Raw genomic sequence first — 25,112 nt, forward strand, 5'->3', positions numbered from 1 at the left:
TTACGAATTCTTTTTTAATAATTCTTGCGCTAAATTTAAATAATTTATAGCGCCTTTACTGGTTGCATCATATGCAATAATACTTTCACCATAACTAGGTGCTTCACCTAAACGTGTATTTCTCCTTATAATTGTATCAAAAACCATACTAGAGAAATGCTTTCTAACTTCATCTACAACTTGGTTAGACAACCTTAAACGAGAATCAAACATAGTCAATAATAAACCTTCAATTTCTAGTTCTGCATTATGTATGTTTTGTACGCTTTTAATGGTATTTAATAATTTACCTAAACCTTCTAATGCAAAATATTCACATTGAATGGGGATGATTACAGAGTCTGCAGCAACCAAAGAGTTTAATGTGATTAAACCCAACGATGGTGCACAATCTATAATGATATAATCATAGTCATCTTTTATGTCAACTAATGATTTTTTTAACATATACTCTCTATCCTCCTTGTCTACCAATTCAATTTCAATTGCAACTAAATCTATATGAGCAGGGATAATATCTACATTTGGTGAATCTGTTTTAACAATCGCATCGTTTGCAGAAAGTGTGTGTTCTAAAACATGATATGTTCCACCTTCAACAGTATCAACATCTATTCCTAAACCAGAAGAAGAATTTGCTTGTGGATCTGCATCAATCAATAAAACTTTCTTTTCTAAAACGCCTAAAGAAGCGGCTAAATTTATGCTGGTAGTTGTTTTACCAACGCCACCTTTTTGATTTGCGATTGCAATTATTTTTCCCATTAAAAAAATTATTTTTCTAAATGTAAAATTACATTTTTTTATGATTTTAAGAAGTGAAAGATGTTAACAAAAGAATAAAGTTTTAAAACAATGATATTTAGTGTTTTAGGATTGGTTTTTGATTATTTTTTCACAAAATGAAGCATAAAAAAACCGAAGAAAATCTTCGGTTTTAAACTTTTACAAATTGATTACTTTTTAGGAACATTCTTTAAAATGGCTAATAAAAATTTCCAAAATTTTTGAGTTGAAGTTATACTTGCTCTTTCGTCTGGCGAATGTGCTCCTCTAATTGTTGGTCCAAAAGAAACCATATCCATATCTGGATAATTCTGACCAAGAATTCCACATTCTAAACCTGCATGACAAGCGGCAACTTCTGGGTTTTCTTTAAAAATATCCGTATAAATGTTGGTAACTATTTTTAAAATTTCTGAATTTACATTTGGTAGCCAACCTGGATATTCACCAGAAAAATCAACATCAAAACCAGACAATTCAAAAGCAGATCTTATAGAGTTTGCCAAATCACTTTTATTTGTTTCCGAAGAAGAACGTGTTAAACAACCAATTTTAATTTCACCTTCTTTAACAATAACTCTTGCAATATTATTAGAAGTTTCTACCAAACCGTCTACATCTGGACTCATTCTATACACACCATTTAAAGCGGTATAAATAGATTTTGTTAAACCTTCTTGTACACCTAAATTCATTACAGATTTTGGTGAAGCAATTTCAGTTATTTCAACAGTTAAGTTTTTTTCTAATGTTGAAAACTCTTGTTTTATATTGTTAATAAGTAGGTTGGTTTCAAAAAGGAAAGCATCTTTAGAAATTGTGTCTACACTAACAATAGAAAAGCTTTCACGTGGAATTGCATTTCGTAAACTACCTCCATTTATTTCAGAAACTCGCAATCCAAAATTTGCAAAACCGTCAAATAAAATACGGTTCATTATTTTGTTTGCATTTCCCAAACCTTTAATAATATCCATTCCAGAATGACCACCATTTAAACCAGTAACAGAAATTTTAAAAGCTGTCGTGTTTTCCGGTGTTTCTTCTTCAGAATAAGATCTTGTAGCGGTAACATCTACACCGCCGGCACAACCCATTCCTATTTCATCATCTTCTTCTGTATCTAAATTTAAAAGAATTTCTCCTTCAAGAACTCCACCTTCTAAGCCCATTGCACCCGTCATACCAGTTTCTTCATCAATGGTAAAAAGAGCTTCTATAGCAGGATGTGCAATTTCTGATGAAGATAAAACAGCCATAATTGCGGCAACGCCTAAACCATTGTCTGCTCCTAAAGTGGTTCCTTTTGCTTTTACCCAATCGCCATCAATAAACATCTTAATGCCTTCTTTGTCAAAATCGAAAATGGTATCAGAATTTTTTTGATGCACCATATCTAAATGACCTTGCATTACAATCATTTTTTTGTTCTCCATACCAGAAGTAGCAGGTTTTCTAATGATTACATTACCAACTTTATCAATTTCAGTTTTAAGATTTAATTTTTTACCAAAATCGACCATAAATTGGATAACACGTTCTTCTTTTTTTGATGGACGTGGTACTGCATTTAAGTCTGCAAACATATTCCAAACTAATTTTGGTTCTATATTTCTAATATCTGAATTCATATTTTCTATATTTTATGATGTAAATTTAAGAGATTTCAATGACACTATCTGTAAGATTCTTCCTAACTTTTGCTAAATTTTTCATATAGCAATCGTCTGCTCTAAAACCAACTGGTAATACTAAAGTTGAAGTTAGGTTATGTGCTGTTAAGTTTAAAACTTCATCGTATTTTTCTGAATTAAATCCTTCCATAGGACAAGAGTCAATTTTTTCTAATGCGCAAACTGTTAGTAGATTACCTAAAGCTAAATAAGTTTGGTTTCTATTCCAAATAAATAATTCTTCTTGTGTTTTTTTAGAAATTTCTTCCGTTAAAAAACCTTTAAACGGATTTATAGTTTCGTCAGGAGTTTTTCTGATTTTTTGTACCAAATTAAAGTAATTATTAACTTCTTCAATTTTGTAAACTTTAGGAATACAAAGCACTAAAAGATGAGAGGCTTCTGATACCTGTGGTTGATTAAAAGAATGCGCAACCAGTTTTTTTTGAATGGCTTTATTTTTTATTACTACTAATTTTATAGGTTGTAAACCATACGAAGTAGCAGTTAAATTAAAAGCTTCTTTTAAAACTTGTATTTGATTTTCTGAAAGTTCTTTATTTGTATCGAATTTTTTAACAGCGTAACGCCATTTTAAATCATCTATAATATTCATTATTTTTTTTGAAATTTTGAAGTACAAAAATACATCAATAATTTAGGAAGAAAAATAAGAGAATGATTATATAAATTGATGGTTCAATCAATTTATAATTTGTGTTTATCTATAATCTTTAAGAATGTATCAGGCTCTGGTCTAACACGGTAATTATCTGTTAAATCTGCAAAGATTATTGTGTTATTTTCATCAGTAATAATTACGGTTGGCATAATTACATCAGAGTCATATCCTAAAGCTTGAAAACCTGTTGGCAACCCATTTTTATGATAAATTTTTAAACGTTTTGCTACTTTATTATTAACATCAACCAAAAAATGAAATGGAATTTTATGTTTATTTGCTATATTTTCCGTGAATTTATGAGGTTGAGAGCTGATTAAAATCATATCTACATTTCTTTTTTCGAGCTCTTTATATTGATTGACAACTTCTTTTATTTGAGCCATACAAAGCGGACACCAATTACCTCTGTAAAATAAAAATATTTTATAATCTCCATTTAAAGTAGCTGTTTCAATTTGCTCTTTTTTACTGTTTTCTAGAGTGAAATTTGGAAGTACTTTTCCTACTTCTAAACTATTTTTTTCTCTCTTTTTAAATGAGGAATACCATTTTAAATACGCTAACCAACCTAAAGCTAAAGAAGTGTTTATTAATAAAACATTTCTATTAAAATCAAACAAACTTAACAATGCACTTATTAAAATTATAAATGAATAGGGTGCCAAGTTTTTAGTAGTTCTAGCAACTGGTTTTATAAATAGCATTGCGAAAAATAAAACAATTGTAAGAGAAGAAATAAGGATACTTATATCGTCTAAATTAAAGTTAGTATTTATAATTGTTTTAACAAAAATGACAATTGCAAAAACAGGAAAGCCACTTATAAATAATGATTTAAATATATTTTTCATAAATTGATAGTCGATAAAGAGAAAGCCAAATTACGAGATTTATTATTTGCTATGAAAGAAGAATTTCTACATTATGTATGGAAATACAATTTATTTACATTCAATACTTTAAAAACAACTTCAAATGAGGATTTATTAATTATTAAGTCTGGTTTGCATAATCATAATTCTGGACCAGATTTTTTGAATGCACACATTAAAATTGACAATCAGCTTTGGATTGGGAATGTAGAAATTCATACTAATTCTTCTGATTGGTATGTGCATAATCATGAAGTTGATGAAAATTACGACGCTGTAATTTTACATGTTGTTTGGGAAGATGATGCTACTATTTTTATGAAGAATAATAAGGCATTACCAACATTGGTTTTAAAAAATATTGTTAACAAAAATGCTTTAAAAAATTACAGAGATTTATTTTCTACGCACAAACGTTGGATTCCTTGTGAGCATGATATTCAACTAATTGATGATTTTACTTTTTCTAATTGGAAAGAACGTTTGTATTTTGAAAGATTGGAAAGAAAATCTAATGAAATAAACATGCTTTTAAAAACTGAAAACAATGATTTTGAAGCTGTTTTATTTCAATTATTAGCAAAGAATTTTGGGTTAAAAGTAAATGGGGATTCCTTTTTAAGATTGGCAAAAGCTATTGGTTTTTCAGTGGTTAGAAAAGTTGGTTTTGACGAAGTTAAATTAACGGCATTGTTTTTTGGGCAAGCTGGTTTTTTGGAAGAAGATATTGAAGACGAATATCATCAACAATTAAAGATTGAATACAATTATTTAAAACATAAATTTAATTTGCAATCAATTTCTAAAAACCAATTTTCATTTTTTAGAATGCGACCAAATAATTTTCCAACAATAAGAATTGCACAGTTGGTTTCTTTGTTTTGTTTACATCAAAATTTATTTTCTAAATTAATGGAAACAAAAACTTTAAAAGGTTTTTATGAGTTGTTTGTGGTTGAAGTGAATCCGTTTTGGAAAAGACATTATACTTTTGAAAAAGAATCTAAATCATCACCTAAAAAACTGACAAAATCATTTGTAGATTTGTTGTTAATCAATACTGTTTTTCCATTGAAATTTTTATATCAAAAAAGTAGAAGTGAAGTGGATGAAAGTGAGTATTTAGACTTATTAGTAAAAATAAAACCAGAGAAAAATAACATTATTTTAAAGTTTTCAACATTAAAAATTAGTGTAAAAAATGCTTTTGAAACCCAAGCTTTATTAGAACTTAAAAACAACTATTGCACACCCAAACGTTGTTTAGAATGCGCAATAGGAAAAAAGGTTTTAAATAAAAATCAACTATTTTTTAGGATCTAAAATGTTATTTACCAAAACGAAACAATCTTTGTAATGATATTTTGTAATTCTATTTACAGCTCTTTTGCTTGCAGTGTTTAATTGATATTTTAAGGATTCTAATTCGCCTCTTACAATAGATGAAATATCTGAATTTTTTGCCAATTTATCATTCATTAAATGCTGCATTTTTTCAATAAATAATTTTTGAAGATTTCTTCTTTGTAAATCTACATTTCTAGTTGCGTTAGTTTCAGAGAAAACTCCTCTTCTTAAATCTCTAACCATATCAGAAGCTGCATAAAAATCAGTTTGAATTACTTCTGCTTCAATCATTCTGTATAAAGTTCGGTAATTTAATATGGTTCCTAGTATTCTACTTTGATAACGTCTTAATTTATCTGTATAACCAGTTTCATCAATTTTATTCAATATATTTTTATCTAACAACCAATCTTGAGTATTAAATGCATTTTTTTGCAACCAGTTTAAAGATTTTTTTTGCTTTTCTTTGGTAACCGGAATATAGATGTCCCCTGTTTGCACTGGTTTTTTATTAAACTCATAAACGCCACCAATATTACCCGCAACATGACCAACGTATCTTCCCCAAACACTTAATAATTCTCCATATAATTCATTTAGATCTTCATAATTATTTGTTTGATTAGAGGTCCAATTTGGTAAATTTTTTGCAACAACTTTTAAATTTTTTATACCATAAGTACTCGACTTTACTTGGTCATTTCCTATACCTTCTGTTTGAGAAGAAGGATCAAAACGTTGCGCGCCAAATCTATAAATAGGATTATCTGCTTTTTCAGTAATCCATTTGTCTAACGTTTTAACTTCATCTTCTGGTTTATTTGTATTTGGAATTTTACGATACCCCCAATTGATAGAATAGTGGTCATAAGGACCTAATTGTCTAATAAAACGAATGTTTTTATCTCCAGGTTGTGCTACATAATTATATCTAGCATAATCCATTATTGTTGCGGCGATTCCGTTTTTTTGTGTAAAGTCACCATCACGTAAAGATTCTGTATCGTAAGCAAAACTTGCTGCCATATTATGCGGTAAACCTAATGCATGTCCAACTTCGTGAGCAATTACCATACGCATCATATCTCCAATTTCTTCATCTGGTGTATCTAAAGTTCTAGCTGATGGATTTGCTGCACCAGTTTCTAATAAATATCTATTTCTATAAGATCGTAAATGGTTGTGATACCAAATAATATCGCTTTCTAAAATCTCTCCAGAACGTGGGTCAGAAACACTTGGTCCCATTGCGTTTCTTGTTGTACTTGCTACATATCTTATAGACGAATAGCGTATATCCTCCATACTAAATTCTGGGTCTTCTTCTTTCGTGGGCGGCATTTTTGCCATAATTGCGTTTTTAAAACCTGCAGTTTCAAAAACTTTTTGCCAGTCATTTACACCTTGTTTTATGTATTTTCTTAATTTTTTTGGAGTTGCAGGATCTAAATAGTAGATGATAGGTTTAATTGGTTCTACCAATTCACCTCGATTGTATGCAGCTTCATCTTTTGGTTCTAAACGCCAACGTCTAATATATCTTTTGTCGTCTGCTTTTAACGCCTCTGAATTATAATCTACATTTCCAATAGAAAAATATCCAACTCTTTTGTCGTAAGTTCTTGACATCATTGGTTTTTCTGGTAACAAAATCATAGATTGGTTAATACGTATTGTAATGGTATTTGTACTTCTATTGCTTGGCGGTGCATCTGCATCGAAAGTAAAATCTTGTACAACTTCTATATTTTTAGGGTAACTTTTTATACTGTTTATAAAACTTCTAGAAGCATCTAACCTCTTTACTTTATATCTTTTTCTGAAGAAAGATGGCAAACCTGTAATGGCTTTTACATCTGTAGAGAATAGTTTAGTAACATCAATTAAAACTCCTGTTGAATCTATATTTGGTGATTTAATATCAAAAGCATAAATAATTGGTTCTAGATTATTTGCTTTTACAGATTTGTAAATTGGTAAAGAATCATTTGCTATGGCATTATAAGATTTTACTTTTAATAAAATTTTCTTTTTATACTGCTCCCAAACAACTACTTGAGTATTTATTTTTGAACCAGCATTTACGTAACCGCCACCTAAATCTGCTGGAATATCTTTAATTCTTGTAACCAATAACATTTCTTTTCCGAAGAAAGATTTAGGTATTTCGTACATAAATTTGTCATCTGTTTCATGTACTTTAAAAATTCCATCATCAGTTTTTGTTTTTGAAGTAACAAAATCTGTATATTTTGGAGTTTTACTTTTTTTAGATTTAGAAGTTTCTGTACTTTTTTTGTCTTTCGATTTTCTTCTTTGAGCTTTTACAGAATTGGGGATTGTAAAAGCTAAAATTAAAGAAAAGATGAGTAGTTTTTTCATAAGTTGGTTTTTGAAAATAATAGTTTACTAAAATATTAAAATAGAATGAAGGAGGTTCTTATAGTTGTGTTAAAAATAAAAGCTCAAAAAATTTAATTTTTGAGCTTTTATAAAGTAATGCAAGAGTAATTGTTAATACAAGCTCTTAAATTTTGTAGGATTAGATTCATGCATAATTTCATAAATTTTTTCAAAAATATCTTCGGCTGAAGGTTTAGAGAAATAATCGCCATCTGTACCATAAGCTGGTCTGTGAGCTTTTGCCGCAAGTGTAGACGGTTTACTGTCTAAATGCTGATAACCATCTTGTTTCTCTAAAATTTCTTGTAAAAGATAAGCAGATGCTCCTCCAGGAACATCTTCATCTATTACTAAAAGTTTATTTGTTTTAGCTAAACTTTTTACACAATCATTATTTATATCAAAAGGTAATAAACTTTGTGCATCTATAATTTCTATATCAATACCTACTTGTTGTAAATCTAGAGCAACTTCTTCTACAATACGCAAAGTAGAGCCATAAGAAACTATGGTAATATCTGTACCTTCTTTTACAGTTTCTACAAAACCAATTGGTGTTTTAAATTCACCTAAATTTAAAGGTAATTCCTCTTTTAAACGATAACCATTTAAACATTCTATTACAATTGCTGGTTCATCACCATCTAATAATGTATTGTAAAAACCTGCAGCTTTTGTCATATTTCTAGGAACTAAAACATGAATTCCACGTACATTATTTATGATCCCGCCCATTGGCGAACCTGCATGCCAAATTCCTTCTAATCTATGTCCACGAGTTCTAACAATTAATGGGGCTTTTTGTTTACCAAAAGTTCTGTAATGAAGTGTTGCCAAATCATCACTCATAATTTGAAGCGCATACAATAAGTAATCTAAATATTGTATTTCTGCAATTGGTCTTAAACCACGCATTGCTAAACCAATTCCTTGTCCTATAATTGTTGCTTCTCTAATTCCTGTATCTGCAATTCTAATGTCTCCATATTTTTCTTGAAGACCTTCTAAACCTTGATTTACATCACCAATAAAACCCGCATCTTCTCCAAAAATCACAACTTCAGGGTGTTTATTTAATATGGCATCAAAATTATCTCTCATAATTATTCTAGCATCTACTAGATTTTTTTCTTGAGAGAATTCTGGTTCTTTGTGTGGAACATTTAATGCACTAAAGCTATTTTCGCTTAATAAATGTGAAGAGTATTTTAGTGCTGCGTCATTTATTGTAGATTTTATAAAGTTTTGTAGTTCTATTTTTTCTGCAAAATGTTCATCTTTCAAATAACGTAAAACTTTTCTTGTAGCGATTAGAATATCTTTTCTAATTGGTTCTGCAATTTTTTCTAAATCATTTTTATATTTTGTAATAAATGCACCATTTTGACTCTTTACTGCTACTCTTTCTAGTAATTTTGCAGCTATAGATAATTCTGCTTTTAATTCGTTATTGTAAGCATTCCATGCATTTCTTTTTGCAGAAGTTACAATTTTTTTGGCATCTTTTTCTAAAAGAATAATCTCTTCTTCAGAATCAACAAAACGTAAAACTTCTCCGTTTTCAGTTTCTAATTCAAAATCTAAAATCCATTTACGCATTTGGGTAATACAATCGTGTTCTTTTTCCCAAAGCAACCTGTCTTTATCTTTATATCTTTCATGAGAACCAGAAGTTGAATGCCCTTGAGGTTGTGTTAATTCTTTTACGTGAATTAAAACCGGAACGTGTTCTTCTCTAGCTATTTTTGACGCTTTGCCATATATATCAATCAGTTGTACATAATCCCAACCGTTAACTACAAAAATTTCATATCCATTAGCATCGTTGTCCCTTTGAAATCCTTTTAAAATTTCTGAAATACTTTCTTTTGTTGTTTGGTGTCTTGCGTGTACAGAAATTCCGTATTCGTCATCCCAAACGTTCATTATCATTGGTACTTGTAAAACACCAGCAGCATTTATGGTTTCAAAAAATAAACCTTCACTTGTACTTGCGTTTCCTATGGTTCCCCAAGCAACTTCATTTCCTTTATTAGAAAAATTTGTTTTGTGTTTAACGCTTTTTTCATTTCTATATATTTTTGAAGCTTGTGCTAAACCTAATAAACGAGGCATTTGACCAGCAGTTGGTGAAATGTCTGCACTAGAATTATATTGTTCTGTAAGGTTTTTCCAGCTACCGTCTTCATTTAAACTATGCGTAGCAAAATGTCCACCCATTTGTCTACCTGCAGACATAGGTTCTACCTCAATATCTGTATGTGCATATAGGCCGGCAAAAAATTGTTGCGGAGTAAGCTTACCAATAGCCATCATAAAGGTTTGGTCTCTGTAATAACCAGATCTAAAGTCACCTTTTTTAAATGCTTTTGCCATTGCTAGTTGCGGTACTTCTTTACCATCACCAAAAATACCAAACTTTGCTTTACCAGTTAATACTTCTCTTCTACCTAATAAACTACATTCTCTACTAATTTTAGCAATTTTGTAGTCTGCTAAAACTTCAGCTTTAAAATCTTCGAATGAAAGTTCTTTTGTAGAATTTTGAGTAGGTGTTTTTTGCAACATTTATCTTAATTTAGGCTTTAGCAAAGATAGTTTTTTTAGTTGATATTTAAAAATATTTTAATTCATTAAGAATTTATCAATAAACAACTCTATTTAGTTGTTTTTTTTGTGAATATTATAAAAAGAACATTCGTTTTTAAAAATCTTACTAATAGATAATTTAATTATAGAAAACCACGTTTAAAAAAGTTGTAAATCGAATTAAAATCTGTAGTAATTGTAAACCTTATTTTTTCTGGGTAGGCTCTTTGGGAAGTTTCCCAACCATTATTAGAGTAAAAAGGAAAATATACTTCAAATATATTATTCACAAAATTTAAACGAACTCCATTTTCGTATCCAAAATAAAGTTGCTCATTTCTGTTTTTTAAAAAAGCAACACCGTTATAAGCTTCTACCCAACGCCAGATGCCAATACTAGAATTAAATGAAAACATGTATTGATTTGCAAATCTTGTTGGTAATACAGATTTAAAACCGCCTTCTGTAATAATAAATTGTTGACTAAAAAAACCAGTTGCTTCAGATCTACCGAAATAATTTAGTTGAAATAAATAATCGTTTGCTCTATCTAGACCAAAACTAAAATAATCCCCTTTTGATTTATTACTAAAGAATGCGCCCGCAAAAAATCTAAAATCTAATTGAGTATCTGCAGTCGTTAATGTTCTATAGCGAAGATCTATAGCAGCTTTAGAGAAGTTTTTTGCAAATTCTGTGCTAAAACTATATCTTAATTCTTTAATAATGTCAGGTTTACTATAATTGTAGCTTAAGCTAAAAACACTGTAATTGTCTTGTGGTGTTTTCACTGCTAGAGGTGAAACTTCTTTATTGATATGTACAATCTTAGCACTAATAGATTCTGTACTAGTTTCCCTTAAAGATTTTCTTTTAAAAACAACATTTACAAAAGGAATAAATGATTTGTAAGATAAGTTAGCTGCATAGTCATAAGTGCTTCCTGCAACTCCATATGTAATTTTATAAATTTTAGTTTTCTCAAAGAATTGATTGTAAAAAATAGCAAAACTACCAATAACAGTATTACTTTTTACAGCATAAGATGGAGCAACTTTAAATTCTAAATTTCTTTTTATTAAAGGTTTATTATGAAGTTTTAGTCCAAAAATTAATCCGTTGTAAAAATTATAACTTAAATTAGGTTGATAAAATAGTTGATTGTAGTTTGGTTCTGCTACATCTTTAAAAAAAGTAAATTTTAAAGGTTTGTTAAATATTTTTTTTTGCAGGCTTTTAGAATTGTCTAAAGTATTGAGTTCAGGATAAAGATTTTCATAGTTTAAAACTAGCTTGTCAAAATTTCCTTTTTTTATTTTTATAGATTTGGTAGAATCAACATTGATGATCCATTTTTTCAATTTAATTTCTTCATCTTTTATTGCATAAAGAGCAACAGGTGCGGTAATGTTTCTCTTATTTTTTATAGTAACTTCTAAACTGTCTTTGTCATTAACTATTTTATCAATTGTATAATCTATTTTTTTATTTGAACTTATAAAATCACCAAAAAACCAATCTAAATCTTTTGTTGTTTTAGAAGTAAGTAATTCGTTAAATTTTTTACTAGATGTTATTTTTAATTGATTTTTTTGATAAAAGTCTTTAATAGTTTCATTAAGTATGCTACCTCCAACAAAGTTTTTTAAATACCTAAGGCCTAAACCTGCTTTGTATTTACTTGCTATTTTTCTATTAAAATTAGAAAGAGAGTCAGCAGAAGTTGTTAATGCTTGGTCTAAAAATTTACTAGCAGAAAATCGATAAATGAAAGGATATTTATCATTAAATTCTAATTTAGAAATATTGAATTTTTTTAAAAACCATGAATCAGAAACTTTTCCTAAAAGCTTCATTTCTGGGTAAAATGTTTCTACATACTCTATAAGTAGATAGTTTTGTATTCCGTCTAAAAGCCAATAGTCTTTACGCTTGTTTAGGAGAATTGTGTTTTCTATATATTTTTTTGTTAATGCCTTAAACATGCTAATGTCCCATTTAAAAACATCAGAAAAAGGGCTTAAAAAATCAGGCAATTGATTTAAGCCATAAATAGGGTTTTTACGCTGTGTAGCTTTGTCTATATAGATGTTTATATGAGGGTATTTTCCTAAATATTTCTGAATAAATAGGAGTTCTCTATTTAGAATATCGGTAGATAATTTAGTGTCTATTTCTCGAGAAAATATATCTGTATGAACATTTATTGATTTTGTTTTAAACGTTTTTAACTGTGTTTGTTTATGGATGCCAAGAACAATATCTGTTTTATTTTTACCAACTAAAAAATAATTATTTACCAGTTCTTTTTTAGTATAATATTGGTATAAGTTACTTTCTAAAACATATTCTTTTGGAACATTAATTTCAATATTAAAATCGGTTCCTTTTTCATATAAATCATCTACATTTAGATTACTCATTAACTGCCAGCCATTGTTATAAATTGCAGGTGTTAAATACCAATACCGTAAGTTGTAGCCCTTTTTTATTTTTCCATAGCCAGTAAATCTTGCAGCTGGAATTTTGACAGTATAAGTTGTAGTTATTTTTACACTGTCTTTTGGTTTTAATGGTGTTTTTAAAAAGACTTCTAAAATATCTGCTTGATTTTCTAGCTCTTTAAAAACTACATTATCAAAATCAACAGAAAGGTTTTTAATTTCTGAAAAGCCTAAATCTTCTTTTTTAGCAAAATATAAATCTTTATTAAAATCTTCAATAAATCTTTTAGATAAAGGTGTTTTTCTATCTTTAAAACTATTAGCCCAATTGTGTAAAAAAATACTTTTAAAAATACTATCAGAAGTATTATGAAAAATAATTTCTTGTTGAACTAATAGTTCGTCTTTTTCTACATTAAAAGTAGACTTTATATTGATAGAATTCTGCTGTGCATAACTGAATATACTGAAGAATAATACTAAAATTGATATGTAATGTTTATTCTTCAATAGTGTTTTAATGCTGTAGTTTTATTGTAAAATTGTAACTCTTTAATTAAAGAAGTGTTTTTAAAAGTTAGGTTTTAATTGATATTTAGAATAAAATTTATTTAAATGTTCAATAGCTTCATCTGCGGTATCTACAACTCTAAATAAATTAAGGTCTTTTTCGCTAATATTTCCTTCTTCTAAAAGTGTATTTTTAATCCAATCTAGTAAACCGCCCCAGAATTTAGTGCCAACTAAAATTATTGGAAAACGACCTATTTTATTAGTTTGAATTAATGTAATTGCTTCAAAAAGTTCATCCATTGTACCAAAACCACCAGGCATTACTACAAAACCTTGTGAGTATTTTACAAACATTACTTTTCTAACAAAAAAGTAATCGAAATCTAAACTTTTTCCTTGATCAATCCACGGGTTGTCATGTTGTTCAAAAGGCAATTCTATGTTTAAACCAACAGAAGTTCCTTTTCCTCTATTTGCACCTTTATTACCAGCTTCCATTATTCCTGGTCCACCACCAGTTATTACACCAAAACCATTTTGTGTTAATTTAAAAGCAACTTCTTCTGCTAATTTATAATAAGGGTGGTCTGGTTTTGTTCTTGCAGACCCAAAAATAGAAACGCAGGGTCCAATTTTACTTAATTTTTCATATCCTTCAACAAACTCTGCCATTATTTTAAAAATAGCCCAAGAATCATTCGTCTTTATTTCGTTCCAAGTTTTTGTTTGTAATTTTTCTTTTATTTTTCTATCGTCATTTGTCATTTTAGGTATATTTTAGGCAACAAATATAAAGTGTAAAAACGTAGTATTAAAAATTAAATAGAATTAAGATTATATATTATTGGAAGAGTCTTCATATACCTTAAATAAATCAGAGAGGTTTAATTCTAAAATATTAGATATTTGAATAAGACGATATACATCAAGTTTTGTTTTTCCTTTCTCAAGCTTAAAGTAAGAATTCTGGCTGATGTTTAAACTATCTGCCATTTCATATTGAGAAATATCTTTTATTAAACGCTTTGTTCTTATGTCTTTTAATATCAATGATATTTGAATTAATATTGGGTTTTCCATTTTCTAACTTTTTTTTACAAAAGTATTGTTATTAATTTAAAATAAAAATAGCAATTTCATTTAACTGAAAATAGGGAGCGTACTCACTGTTTTCAGTTAAACGAAAAAAGAGTAAGTAATAGCTTTAGAATATTGTAGTGTTTCTCTAATGTTTATAGATTGCAGAATAATTGCAATTATAGTCATATAATTATGAGTGACTTTAAAGAAATCATAACATTTATTAATAAAAACTGTTTATATTTGAAAAGAATCTTATATAGTTATTCTTCAAATTTAAATTGTTTAAAAATTTATTCAAAATGAAAAAATTATTATTCGTATTAGCTTTTGTAGGAGGTACAATGTTTTCAACTGTAGAGGCTAAAGAAAGTAAAACCTTAAAAGAATCAAAATTAGAAATAGTTTCTGAAAGCGACTTTTTTTGTAGAGTAGTTGTAAGAACTACAAGGTCAATTTCAATTAATTCCGATGGGAGTTCTACAGAAACTACAGTTACTACTAGAACATTTTATCCTTGTTCTAATTAATTATTAGCAGGTGTTTTTTAACACTTGCATTTTTTAAATTTAAAATAAAATAAGTTATGAGAAATATATTATTACTATTTTTTTTGTTTTTTTATAGTTTCACTAATTCACAAGTGGTTAAATCACTTATTGTTTCTTATGAAGAAATATATGTTTCTGGTAACAATATAGGTAATGTTTATACTAATTCTAAACTATTTCATAATATAGATCAATCTGTCTATTCTGTTGGGAGTAAAGAGGTAGCGAGTAAAATTAATGAAGCAGGAATTAGTCAGACAATTACAAAAAAAACAGTGCCAGTTCAATTATATTTTAAAGATTACACGGAAAATAAAATTATTAAACAATTTGGAAAGAATAACACTATTTCACTATTGTATAATCTAAATGATTTTAAATGGGTGTTATTGCAAGAAGAAAAAACTATTGCAGGGCTGCTTTGTAAAAAAGCAATTTCTAAAACTAAAGGAGGAGACATTATTGCTTGGTATACTGAAGAGTTAGGGGTAAAAGGAGGACCAAGAAAGTATGATGGATTACCAGGTTTGATTGTTTATTTGAAAAATAAATATTTTATTTACAATGCAACAAAAATTGAAAAAAACATCAAAAAAAATGATTTACCTTTAAAAGATAAAAATACAAGAATTGTAACTGAAGATGAATTAAAAAAAGGTATTACAACAGTTAAAACCACTACTAGTCAAAGCCACTAATTTTAATGCAAATTAAATTAATTTTCCTTATCTTTTTTTTTTCCTTATCTTCTTTTTCACAAATTACTGGAAAAGTAACTACAAAAAAAGGAGAGATTATATCTAATGCTTTTGTTCAATTAATTGAAGTAGAAACTGATTTTACTCAAGAATACACATCTACAGATGAAAATGGAATTTTTTCTTTACCTTTTTCAGTAAGTCAGAAAAAATTTTATTTAAAAATTACTTTATTGGGTTATAAACCTAAAAAAGTAATTTTAAATAAAAATAATATTTCAAATATTATAATTTCTTTAATAGAGGACCATAATACTTTAGGTGAGATCATTATTATAACTAGTTATAAAGAATTTGAGGTAAACAAAGATTCAATAAATTATAATCTTTCTAAAGTGAGGGACAGTACAGAAACTAATTTAAAAGATTTAATAGAGAAATTACCTGGTTTAACAATAGATGATAATAAAAAAGTCAGTTTTCAAGGAAATGTAATTGATAAAGTTTTAATTGATGGCGAAGATTTTTTTGGTAAGAAACACGAAATGTCTACAGGAAATTTACCAGCTGAAGCTGTGCAAGGTATTCAAATAATTAAAAATTTTAAAGAGTTTGATGATATTGGCAACCAAAAAACAGGAAAAATTGTTTTAAATATTACTTTAAATAAAAATTATAAAAATAAAATTGTTGGTAATATTGAAGTAAATTCTGGTGTAGATAAGAAAAATCAGCTGCATACAAATGTTTTTAAGTTTCTAAAAAAAGGGAATTTCGCATTAATTACAGAAGCTAATAACATTGGTGAGTCTGCCATAAATATGTTAGATTACATAGAAATGCAAGGTGGTATTGGTAATTTTACTAATAATTTTAATGATGGTGGATCTGGTGTGTATGAAATAGATCACGCTAAAATACCGCGTTATGTTTTTGTAAACAAAAATGTAGATAGTAGAAGCACAGTATTTAACTCATTAAATTTCTCTAATAAGTTTTCAGAAAAATTAAAAGTAAATGGTTATCTAACTTTAGATTTTACTAAAATAGAAGAATTAAAAAACTCATCTAAAACCTTCATAAGTTCAAATTATGAAACCTTACAAGAGAATAAGTCTAATGCCGCTGACAGTTACTTGGGTAATTCTTTTGTAAATATAGTTTACAAAAAAAATGAGAATCAGGTATTAAAATACAACCTTAAAATAAATCCTTTAAGAAATAAAGAATTATTTAATATAAAAGGTGATTTAAATTTAGATAATAGAATAAAAGATAATGACTTTTCGATAGGACAAAGCCTAATGTATAAAAATCAATTATCATCCAAATTTTTATTACAATCCTTTTTCAGTTATGATTATAAGAATCAAGAAAGAGTTTTTATTTTGAATTCAGATACTCCGTTCTTAAATTTAAAATTTTATAATGATTTTACACTAACACAGAATACAAATGTAAAGCAAAATACAATAAATATAAATTCAAAGTTATTGTATAATTATTCCGACTATACAAAATTAACAACTTCATTTTCTTTTATAAAAAACACTGAAAATTTTAATAATAACACAAAAAGGCAATCAGAATTTTTATTTAACGTACTTAAAGAACAAAATAGCTTTTCATATTTTAATAAAATTAATTTAAAATTAAGTAAAACTTTTTCATTTAATGGATCTTTAAATTATATTCATAATTCTTTAGAAGTTAATAAAAGTGATAAAAAATATAATTGGTTTTTACCAAATATTTCTTTTGGTTTTGAGTTTTTAGATAATAAAAACTTGTCCGTATCTTATTTAAAAACCATGAAAAATATTGCTATTTTTCAGATGAATGATAATTTTAGAATTTTAAATTATCAAACAAAAATTAATAAAAATAGAGACATTTTTACACCAATTGAAAAAGAGTCTATCAATCTTAATTATAGTAGTATTAATTCATCTAAAAATAGTATGTTTTCATTTGGTGTTAGTCTTTTTGACACAAAAAATGAAATTGGATACAATTCTATTGTTAATAATAATTTTATTGAACAGAATTATGTTCGTATTCCTAAAAAGGGTTTTGATGTTTCTTTAAATCATTCTAAAACACTAAAAACTTTACCTTTCAAATGGAATGCTAAAATATTCTACAAAAACTCGCGTTCTTTTTCATTTTTTGAAGAAATTAAGAATAAAAACACAAATTATAGTTATGGAGTAGATTTAAGATTTAATTCAACTTTTAAAGCGCTTCCATTTCAAACAAAATTAAATTTTTATTTTGATGAAACTAAAACAAAAAATGACTTTTCTGTTTTAAATTACACATTAAAAAGAATAAATATTTATCCCAAAATTTATGGTAAAATAAATAATTTTATTTGGAATTTTGGAGGCTTATACCAAAATGTATCATCAACAAATGTATCACAAAATACTTATGCTGTAAACTTCTCAACTCAATGGAATTTTAATAAAGAAATTCAATTGTTTTTCAAAGGAACTAATATTTTAAATTTAAAAAACAACAAGTTTATTTCTCAACAAAATACGGATGCTTTTTTGCAACTTTCAACTTTTGAAAGATTAGAAGGAAATATTTTAATAGGTATGCGTTTTAATTTCTAAACTAATTCTTTTTTAAGAAATTTTGCTGTATAACTCGTTTTATGTTTGGCAATTTCCTCTGGAGTCCCTGTACACAAAATTTTTCCACCTTTTTTTCCACCTTCCATACCAACATCAATAATGTAATCTGCTAGTTTTACAACATCTAAATTGTGTTCAATAATTAAAACAGTATTTCCTTTGTCTGCTAATTTATTTAATACATTCATTAAGACTCTTATGTCTTCAAAATGAAGTCCAGTGGTTGGTTCGTCTAAAATATAAAAAGTATTTCCGGTATCTCTTTTAGATAGCTCTGCAGCCAATTTAATACGTTGTGCTTCACCACCAGAAAGTGTTGTAGATTGTTGACCAAGTGTAATGTAGCCCAAACCAACATCTTTTATTGTTTTTAATTTTCTGTAGATTTTAGGAATGTTTTCAAAGAAACCAGTTGCATCTTCAATAGTCATATTTAAAATATCAGAAATTGATTTTCCTTTATATCTAATTTCTAAAGTTTCTCTGTTGAATCTTTTTCCTTGGCAAGTTTCACATTCTACTTGTACGTCTGGTAAAAAGTTCATTTCTATAACACGAACTCCACCACCTTGGCAAGTTTCACATCTTCCACCTTTTACATTAAAAGAAAACCTCCCTGGTTTATAACCTCTAATTACTGCTTCTGCAGTTTTTGCAAATAAGCTTCTAATTTCATCAAATGTTTTGGTATAAGTAGCTGGGTTAGAACGTGGAGTTCTACCAATTGGAGATTGATCGATATCAATTACTTTATCTACATGTTCTAAACCTTCAATTTTTTTATAAGGCATTGGCTTTTTAACACCTCTATAAATATGAGCATTTAAAATAGGATATAAAGTTTCGTTAATTAAAGTAGATTTTCCACTTCCAGAAACTCCAGTAACACAAATCATTTTTCCTAAAGGAAATTCTACAGAAACGTTTTTTAAATTGTTCCCAGATGCTCCTTTTAGTTTAATAAATTTACCATTTCCTTCTCTTCGAGTTTTTGGTATTGCAATTTCTTTTCTACCTGTTAAATAATCGGCAGTTAAAGTTTTTTGCTTTTTTAATTCTTCAAAAGTTCCTGCAGAAACTATTTCTCCTCCATGTTTTCCAGCACCAGGACCAATATCGAACACAAAATCTGCATGTTCCATCATATCTTTATCGTGTTCAACTACTAAAACAGAGTTTCCAATATCTCGTAATTTTACTAAAGAATCAATCAATTTTTGATTATCTCGTTGGTGTAAACCAATACTTGGTTCATCTAAAATATACAAAACACCAACTAGCTGCGAACCAATTTGTGTTGCTAAACGAATTCTTTGTGCTTCTCCACCAGAAAGTGATTTTGAAGTTCTATCTAGAGCTAAATAGTCTAAACCAACATCTAATAAAAACTGAATTCGGGTTCTAATTTCTTTTAGAATTTCTTGAGCAATAGTAAGTTGTCTTTCTGATAAATGTTTTTCAACGTTTTTAAACCATTTTGCAAGTTCAGTAATATCCATTTGTGCTAAATCACTAATATTTTTATTAGTAATTTTAAAGTGAAGTGCTTCTTTTTTTAATCTTTTTCCGCTACAAGAAGAACAAGAAACTTCATCCATAAAAGCTTTTGCCCAGCGTTTTATAGATGTGCTTTCTGCGTTTTTATATTGATTTTCAATGAAAGCAATAATTCCTTCAAAATCAATTTTATAATTTCTTGTTACACCAACTGTTTTAGATTCAATGTCAAAAGACTCGTTTCCTCCGTTTAAAATAATATCTAAAGCTTCTTTTGGAATACTTTTTATAGGGTCTGTTAATTTGAACTTGTAACGTTCTGCAATATTTTCTAATTGTTTAAAAATCCAACTACTTTTTTGCTCTCCTAATGGAATAATTCCTCCGTTTTGAATAGAAATTGTATTATCTGGAATTACTTTTTTTAAGTTGATTTCATTTGTAATTCCTAAACCATTACAACTATCGCATGCACCTTTTGGTGAATTAAATGAAAATGTATTTGGTTCTGGATTTGGATATGCAATTCCGGATGTTGGACACATTAATTCTCTACTAAAATAACGCGGTTCATTGGTTTCAATATCAATAACCATCATAATGTTATTACCAGAATATAATGCGGTTTTTATGGTTTCTTCTAATCTTTTTTCTGATGATTTATTAATTGCTAAACGATCAATTACAACCTCAATATCATGAGTTTTGTATCGGTCTAGCTTCATTCCTTTTACAATTTCTTTAATTTCTCCATCAATTCTAACGCGTACAAAGCCTTGTTTAGAAATTTGTTCAAAAAGTTCTCGATAATGTCCTTTTCTAGATTTTACTAAAGGTGCTAAAACGGCTATTTTTTTATCTTGAAAATCGGTAAGAATTAATTTTTTTATTTGTTCATCAGAATAACTTACCATTTTTCCCCCTGTATTGTAAGAGTAAGCATCGGCAGCTCTTGCGAATAAAAGACGTAAAAAATCGTAGATTTCTGTAATTGTGCCAACAGTAGAACGTGGACTTTTATTAGTGGTTTTTTGCTCAATAGAAATTACAGGAGACAATCCATCAATTTTATCTACATCAGGTCTTTCTAATCCGCCTAAAAACTGTCTTGCATACGCAGAAAAAGTCTCTATATAACGTCTTTGTCCCTCTGCGTAAATGGTGTCAAAAGCTAAAGATGATTTTCCACTTCCGCTTAAACCAGTAATTACAACTAGCTTTTCGCGTGGAATTTTTACATCAATATTTTTTAAATTATGAACCCTTGCTCCGTAAACTTCTAAGTATTCTTGGTCTTTCAAATGAGAAAATTTTTTGCAAAAAAGAGCAAAGTTACAGAATACTATTTTAATTTAAGAATGAATATAAAATGCATTTAGTTAAAAGGTTGATAGAAATATGTTTTTGATAAAAACTGTACTTTAAAAAGTATAGAAAATACATCATAAAATACTATCTTGCAGTATACTTTTAAATTGAAAATGATAAACAGTATTAGATATTTTTTTGAAAGAAACGGGTTTCATGTTTCTTCAAGATTTGCAGATAGATTAGGAATGAGAGCAACAAATGTTCGTTTGTTTTTTATTTATATATCTTTTGTAACAGTTGGTTTATCTTTTGGTTTTTATTTAACGATGGCATTTTTATTAAAATTAAAAGATATGATTTACACAAAAAGAAGCTCGGTTTTTGATTTATAAAAAATGAATATATTAAAGTCTAAATTATACAAAACATTATTTCTTCTCTTTACAATTATTGCAATTGGGGTTTCTGGTTATATGATGCTGTCTGGGGACACTTTTGTAAACGCTTTGTATATGACGGTAATTACGATAACCACAGTTGGTTTTGGTGAAGTTCATCCATTAAGTTCTGAAGAAAAAATATTTACAATTTTCTTAATTTTAACGAGTATTTCTATATTTGGTTATACCGTTTCGTCTTTTACAGAATATATTATTAGTGGACAATTATTTAAACAACTTAAACTTAAAAGGGTGCAAAAAACAATCGAAAAACTAGAAGGTCATACAATTGTTTGCGGTTATGGTAGAAACGGAAAGCAGGCAATTGTTAAGCTTAACAACTATCAAAAAGAATATGTTGTCATTGAAAAGAATAAAGATCTAATTGAAGAGTTAGATCTTAATGAAATTTTAAATGTTGAAGGAGATAGTACAACAGATGAGGTTTTAATTAAAGCAGGTATAAAAAAGGCTAGAAATCTAATTACAGCTTTGCCGTCGGATGCAGATAATTTGTTTGTTGTTTTAAGTGCAAGACAATTAAATAAAAAGTGTACAATTATTAGTAGAGCATCTAAACAGAGTTCTTATAGTAAGTTAAAAATTGCTGGCGCAGATAATGTAATTATGCCAGATAAGTTAGGTGGAAATCATATGGCTTCTTTAGTGGTAACCCCAGACGTTATTGAATTTGTAGACAGATTAACGATAGAAGGTGAAACCACAGCTAATTTAGAAGAAATAGCTGTAAACGAGTTGCCTATAATGTATTTAAATAAAACAATTTTAGATTTAGACCTTCGAAAAAAAACGGGTTGTACTGTTATAGGCTTTAGAAATCCAGATAAAGATTATGTAATAAACCCAGACGCTTCAATAAAGTTGGTTGCTGATACTCATTTAATTGTATTAGGAAGACCAGAACAAATTATAAAATTAAGAGAATTATTTTAAGAATGATAAAAATTGTTGTTACAGGTAGCAATGGGTTGTTAGGTCAATCGCTGCTAAACTTACTATTAAATGAAAGTTATAAATACCAAGTTTTTGGTTTTTCAAGAGGAAAGAATAGAAGTGGAAGAGAGGGTTTCGAATATATTTCTATTGATATTACAGATGAAAAATTGTTGAAAGAAAAAATAAAAGGAATTCAACCAAATTTTATTATCAATACAGCAGCAATGACGCAAGTAGATGATTGTGAAACAAACAAAAAAGATTGTGATATTTTAAATGTTGAAGTTGTAAAATGGCTAACTGAAGTTTCTGAAGAAATAAACAGTCATTTAATTCATATTTCTACAGATTTTATTTTTGATGGTAAAAAGGAAAAAGGTTATTATAAGGAAACTGATGTTCCAAGTCCATTAAGTTATTATGGATTGTCTAAAATGAAATCAGAAGACGTTTTAACCAATTCAAAAATTAACTATACTATTTTAAGAACTATTTTAGTATATGGTTTGGTGTATGATATGAGTAGGAATAATATTGTACTCTGGGTTAAGAAAATGTTAGAAAATAAAAAAGAGATTACAATTGTAGATGATCAATATAGAGCGCCGACTTATGTAAAAGATTTGGCATTGGCATGTAAAATAGTGATGGATAAAAAAGCAACAGGAGTTTTTAATATCTCTTCTAGTAAGTTATTAAGTGTGTATGAAATTGCGCAACAAATTGCAGATAGTTTTAAACTAGACAAAAGCCTTATAAAACCTATATCAACATCAACTTTAAATCAAACTGCACCAAGACCAGCAAAAACTGGTTTCGATTTGTCAAAGACAAATAAAGAGTTAGAATTTTACCCTAAAACTTTCAAAGAAGATTTAGAGAGATTCAAAGAAACTTTATGATAAAAACACTTTTAACGCGTAAAAGTTGTTAAAAGAGCATTTTTTTATGATATTGCGAGTTACTATTAAAAAATTAATCAAATTATATTATGAATAAAAAATTTCTTTCATTGCTGTTTTTAGCAATGCCATTTCTAACGTTTGCACAAGAAAAAGGATTAGATGAAAAAATTAATGATGCTTTTATGCCTGTTGCAGTATGGTGGGAAGGATTTGTGTTAACATCAGTGCCTATTGCAGGTCATGATATTCCATTTGTAGTGTTGTTGTTAGTTATTGGAGCTACTTTTTTTACTATTTATTTTAAATTCCCAGGGATTACTAAATTTGGTTTAGCAATAAATACTGTAAGAGGTAAATATGATGATATAGAAGGACATGGAGTAGATGTTAATGCAGAAGTTAACATTGTAGATGGAGATATTGTAGATACAATTAGAGATGAAAGTCAAGAAGGTGAAGTTTCTCATTTTCAAGCATTGGCAACAGCTGTTTCTGGAACTGTTGGTTTAGGGAATATTGCAGGTGTTGCAGTAGCAATTGCTTTAGGTGGTCCAGGAGCAACTTTTTGGATGATTGTTTGTGGTGTAATAGGTATGTCTACAAAATTTGTAGAATGTACATTAGGTGTAAAATATAGGGATGTAGATGCAAACGGTACTGTTTATGGTGGGCCAATGTATTATTTATCTAAAGGATTAAAAGAAAATGGTTATGCACGTGTTGGTAAGGTATTGGGTGTAATGTTTGCAGTATTATGTGTTGGAGCTTCTTTTGGAGGTGGTAACGCATTTCAATCTAACCAAGCAGCAGTACAATTAAAAACATTATTTAATATAGATGGTGGAGCTTCAGGTTTAATTATTGGGTTTATTTTAGCTATTTTAGTAGGTATTGTAATTATTGGAGGGATTAAACGTATTGCCAAAATTACAGAAAAAATTGTTCCTTTTATGGCAGGAATATATGTTTTAGCTTGTTTGATAATTATTTTTGCAAACTATAATTATATAGGTGATGCTTTTGGATTAATCTTTAATGGAGCATTCTCACCTATGGCAGGTTTAGGTGGTTTAGTTGGTGTTTTAATTGTTGGTTTTCAAAGAGCAGCTTTCTCTAATGAGGCAGGTGCTGGTTCTGCAGCAATTGCGCATTCAGCAGTAAAAACTAAATTCCCGGCTTCTGAAGGGATTGTAGCTTTATTAGAACCTTTTATTGATACTGTTGTAATTTGTACAATGACTGCTTTGGTTATTATCTTTTTTAATATTGATGGTTCAGACATGCAAAGTGTATTTAAATATGGGGGAGACGGATTTAGTAATGTTGTATTAAATTCAGACGGAAGCTCAATTGGAGGTGTTGATTTAACATCTTTGGCTTTTGATTCTGTAATTCCAGGTTTCTCTTATATTTTAACAATAGCAATTGTTCTATTTGCTTTTAGCTCAATGATTTCTTGGTCATACTATGGTTTGCAGTCTTGGAAATATCTTTTCGGAAAAGGAAAAACTGCAGATATGGCATATAAAATTTTATTTCTTCTATTTGTTATAATTGGAGCCGCTGCAACTTTAGATGCAGTAATTAAGTTCTCTGATGCAATGATTTTAGCATTAGTGTTCCCTAATATGATTGGTTTATTGCTTTTATTTCCAAAGGTAAGAGACGAAATGAAAAAATATATTACAGCAATTAGAAGTTAATGTAAGGCAAATTATA

General features: G+C 28.3%; 18 protein-coding genes. 8 read left to right on the plus strand and 10 right to left on the minus strand.

The window, feature by feature from the left end; translation table 11 throughout:
* The 4 genes from V3V28_RS06160 to V3V28_RS06175 all read right to left on the minus strand — a co-directional run bounded on the left by V3V28_RS06160 (position 1) and on the right by V3V28_RS06175 (position 3,995).
* Positions 1-765 carry a ParA family protein gene (locus tag V3V28_RS06160; RefSeq protein WP_331364148.1) on the minus strand — a complete coding sequence of 255 codons (765 nt, stop codon included), beginning with the start codon at positions 763-765 and terminating at the stop codon, positions 1-3.
* Positions 766-956: 191 nt separating this feature from the next.
* Positions 957-2,417, minus strand: coding sequence for an aminoacyl-histidine dipeptidase (locus V3V28_RS06165; protein ID WP_331364149.1), 1,461 nt, complete (start codon positions 2,415-2,417; stop codon positions 957-959).
* 25 nt (positions 2,418-2,442) lie between these two features.
* Positions 2,443-3,075 carry an NAD(P)H-dependent oxidoreductase gene (locus V3V28_RS06170; RefSeq protein WP_331364150.1) on the minus strand — a complete coding sequence of 211 codons (633 nt, stop codon included), beginning with the start codon at positions 3,073-3,075 and terminating at the stop codon, positions 2,443-2,445.
* 92 nt (positions 3,076-3,167) lie between these two features.
* The gene (locus V3V28_RS06175) at positions 3,168-3,995 is read right to left on the minus strand and encodes a peroxiredoxin family protein (protein WP_331364151.1); all 828 of its coding nucleotides are present in this window, start codon (positions 3,993-3,995) and stop codon (positions 3,168-3,170) included.
* Positions 3,996-3,998: 3 nt separating this feature from the next.
* Here V3V28_RS06175 and V3V28_RS06180 point away from each other — a divergent pair, with 3 nt between their 5' ends.
* Positions 3,999-5,339 carry a DUF2851 family protein gene (locus V3V28_RS06180; protein ID WP_331364152.1) on the plus strand — a complete coding sequence of 447 codons (1,341 nt, stop codon included), beginning with the start codon at positions 3,999-4,001 and terminating at the stop codon, positions 5,337-5,339.
* Here V3V28_RS06180 and V3V28_RS06185 read toward each other — a convergent pair.
* The 5 genes from V3V28_RS06185 to V3V28_RS06205 form a co-directional block, all read right to left on the minus strand.
* Entirely contained in the window at positions 5,322-7,745 is a 2,424-nt protein-coding gene (locus V3V28_RS06185; RefSeq protein ID WP_331364153.1) for a zinc-dependent metalloprotease, read from the minus strand. The genes V3V28_RS06180 and V3V28_RS06185 overlap by 18 nt on opposite strands.
* A gap of 132 nt (positions 7,746-7,877) precedes the next feature.
* Entirely contained in the window at positions 7,878-10,334 is a 2,457-nt protein-coding gene (locus V3V28_RS06190) for an alpha-ketoacid dehydrogenase subunit alpha/beta (RefSeq protein ID WP_331364154.1), read from the minus strand.
* A gap of 164 nt (positions 10,335-10,498) precedes the next feature.
* A complete protein-coding gene (locus V3V28_RS06195) occupies positions 10,499-13,309 on the minus strand; it encodes an aminopeptidase (RefSeq protein WP_331364155.1) in 2,811 nt (936 codons plus the stop codon).
* 60 nt (positions 13,310-13,369) lie between these two features.
* Positions 13,370-14,077 (minus strand): TIGR00730 family Rossman fold protein, encoded by a 708-nt coding sequence (locus tag V3V28_RS06200; protein ID WP_331364156.1) that lies wholly within the window; start codon positions 14,075-14,077, stop codon positions 13,370-13,372.
* Between the two features lie 69 nt (positions 14,078-14,146).
* Positions 14,147-14,392, minus strand: coding sequence for a helix-turn-helix domain-containing protein (locus tag V3V28_RS06205; protein ID WP_331364157.1), 246 nt, complete (start codon positions 14,390-14,392; stop codon positions 14,147-14,149).
* A 302-nt stretch (positions 14,393-14,694) separates the two neighbouring features.
* Here V3V28_RS06205 and V3V28_RS06210 point away from each other — a divergent pair, with 302 nt between their 5' ends.
* From V3V28_RS06210 to V3V28_RS06220, 3 genes are read left to right on the plus strand one after another with little or no spacing between them, the layout of a single operon-like run.
* A complete protein-coding gene (locus tag V3V28_RS06210; RefSeq protein ID WP_331364158.1) occupies positions 14,695-14,922 on the plus strand; it encodes a hypothetical protein in 228 nt (75 codons plus the stop codon).
* 56 nt (positions 14,923-14,978) lie between these two features.
* Complete coding sequence (locus V3V28_RS06215) at positions 14,979-15,641, plus strand: GLPGLI family protein (protein ID WP_331364159.1); 663 nt, start codon at positions 14,979-14,981, stop codon at positions 15,639-15,641.
* Between the two features lie 5 nt (positions 15,642-15,646).
* The gene (locus V3V28_RS06220; RefSeq protein WP_331364160.1) at positions 15,647-18,262 is read left to right on the plus strand and encodes a TonB-dependent receptor; all 2,616 of its coding nucleotides are present in this window, start codon (positions 15,647-15,649) and stop codon (positions 18,260-18,262) included.
* Here V3V28_RS06220 and uvrA read toward each other — a convergent pair.
* Positions 18,259-21,081: an excinuclease ABC subunit UvrA gene (gene uvrA, locus V3V28_RS06225; RefSeq protein WP_331364161.1), complete on the minus strand. Its 2,823-nt coding sequence runs from the start codon at positions 21,079-21,081 to the stop codon at positions 18,259-18,261. The genes V3V28_RS06220 and uvrA overlap by 4 nt on opposite strands.
* Before the next feature lie 180 nt (positions 21,082-21,261).
* Between uvrA and V3V28_RS06230 the strand changes: the two genes are divergently transcribed.
* From V3V28_RS06230 to V3V28_RS06245, 4 genes are all read left to right on the plus strand, one after another.
* Complete coding sequence (locus tag V3V28_RS06230; protein ID WP_331364162.1) at positions 21,262-21,483, plus strand: PspC domain-containing protein; 222 nt, start codon at positions 21,262-21,264, stop codon at positions 21,481-21,483.
* 3 nt (positions 21,484-21,486) lie between these two features.
* Entirely contained in the window at positions 21,487-22,485 is a 999-nt protein-coding gene (locus V3V28_RS06235; RefSeq protein WP_331364163.1) for a potassium channel family protein, read from the plus strand.
* A gap of 2 nt (positions 22,486-22,487) precedes the next feature.
* Positions 22,488-23,390, plus strand: a complete 903-nt coding sequence (locus tag V3V28_RS06240; protein ID WP_331364164.1) for an SDR family oxidoreductase — start codon at positions 22,488-22,490, stop codon at positions 23,388-23,390.
* Between the two features lie 89 nt (positions 23,391-23,479).
* Positions 23,480-25,096, plus strand: a complete 1,617-nt coding sequence (locus V3V28_RS06245) for an alanine/glycine:cation symporter family protein (RefSeq protein WP_331364165.1) — start codon at positions 23,480-23,482, stop codon at positions 25,094-25,096.
* Positions 25,097-25,112 lie beyond the last annotated feature (16 nt).

The organism is Polaribacter sp. (assembly GCF_036480315.1).
Lineage (GTDB): Bacteria > Bacteroidota > Bacteroidia > Flavobacteriales > Flavobacteriaceae > Polaribacter.

Bases quoted from the DNA above. Each gene is read 5' to 3' on its own strand.
- V3V28_RS06160 (WP_331364148.1), bottom strand. From the start codon at position 765: ATGGGAAAAATAATTGCAATCGCAAATCAAAAAGGTGGCGTTGGTAAA.
- V3V28_RS06165 (WP_331364149.1), bottom strand. From the start codon at position 2,417: ATGAATTCAGATATTAGAAATATAGAACCAAAATTAGTTTGGAATATG.
- V3V28_RS06170 (WP_331364150.1), bottom strand. From the start codon at position 3,075: ATGAATATTATAGATGATTTAAAATGGCGTTACGCTGTTAAAAAATTC.
- V3V28_RS06175 (WP_331364151.1), bottom strand. From the start codon at position 3,995: ATGAAAAATATATTTAAATCATTATTTATAAGTGGCTTTCCTGTTTTT.
- V3V28_RS06185 (WP_331364153.1), bottom strand. From the start codon at position 7,745: ATGAAAAAACTACTCATCTTTTCTTTAATTTTAGCTTTTACAATCCCC.
- V3V28_RS06190 (WP_331364154.1), bottom strand. From the start codon at position 10,334: ATGTTGCAAAAAACACCTACTCAAAATTCTACAAAAGAACTTTCATTC.
- V3V28_RS06200 (WP_331364156.1), bottom strand. From the start codon at position 14,077: ATGACAAATGACGATAGAAAAATAAAAGAAAAATTACAAACAAAAACT.
- V3V28_RS06205 (WP_331364157.1), bottom strand. From the start codon at position 14,392: ATGGAAAACCCAATATTAATTCAAATATCATTGATATTAAAAGACATA.
- V3V28_RS06210 (WP_331364158.1), top strand. From the start codon at position 14,695: ATGAAAAAATTATTATTCGTATTAGCTTTTGTAGGAGGTACAATGTTT.
- V3V28_RS06215 (WP_331364159.1), top strand. From the start codon at position 14,979: ATGAGAAATATATTATTACTATTTTTTTTGTTTTTTTATAGTTTCACT.
- V3V28_RS06220 (WP_331364160.1), top strand. From the start codon at position 15,647: ATGCAAATTAAATTAATTTTCCTTATCTTTTTTTTTTCCTTATCTTCT.
- V3V28_RS06230 (WP_331364162.1), top strand. From the start codon at position 21,262: ATGATAAACAGTATTAGATATTTTTTTGAAAGAAACGGGTTTCATGTT.
- V3V28_RS06235 (WP_331364163.1), top strand. From the start codon at position 21,487: ATGAATATATTAAAGTCTAAATTATACAAAACATTATTTCTTCTCTTT.
- V3V28_RS06240 (WP_331364164.1), top strand. From the start codon at position 22,488: ATGATAAAAATTGTTGTTACAGGTAGCAATGGGTTGTTAGGTCAATCG.
- V3V28_RS06245 (WP_331364165.1), top strand. From the start codon at position 23,480: ATGAATAAAAAATTTCTTTCATTGCTGTTTTTAGCAATGCCATTTCTA.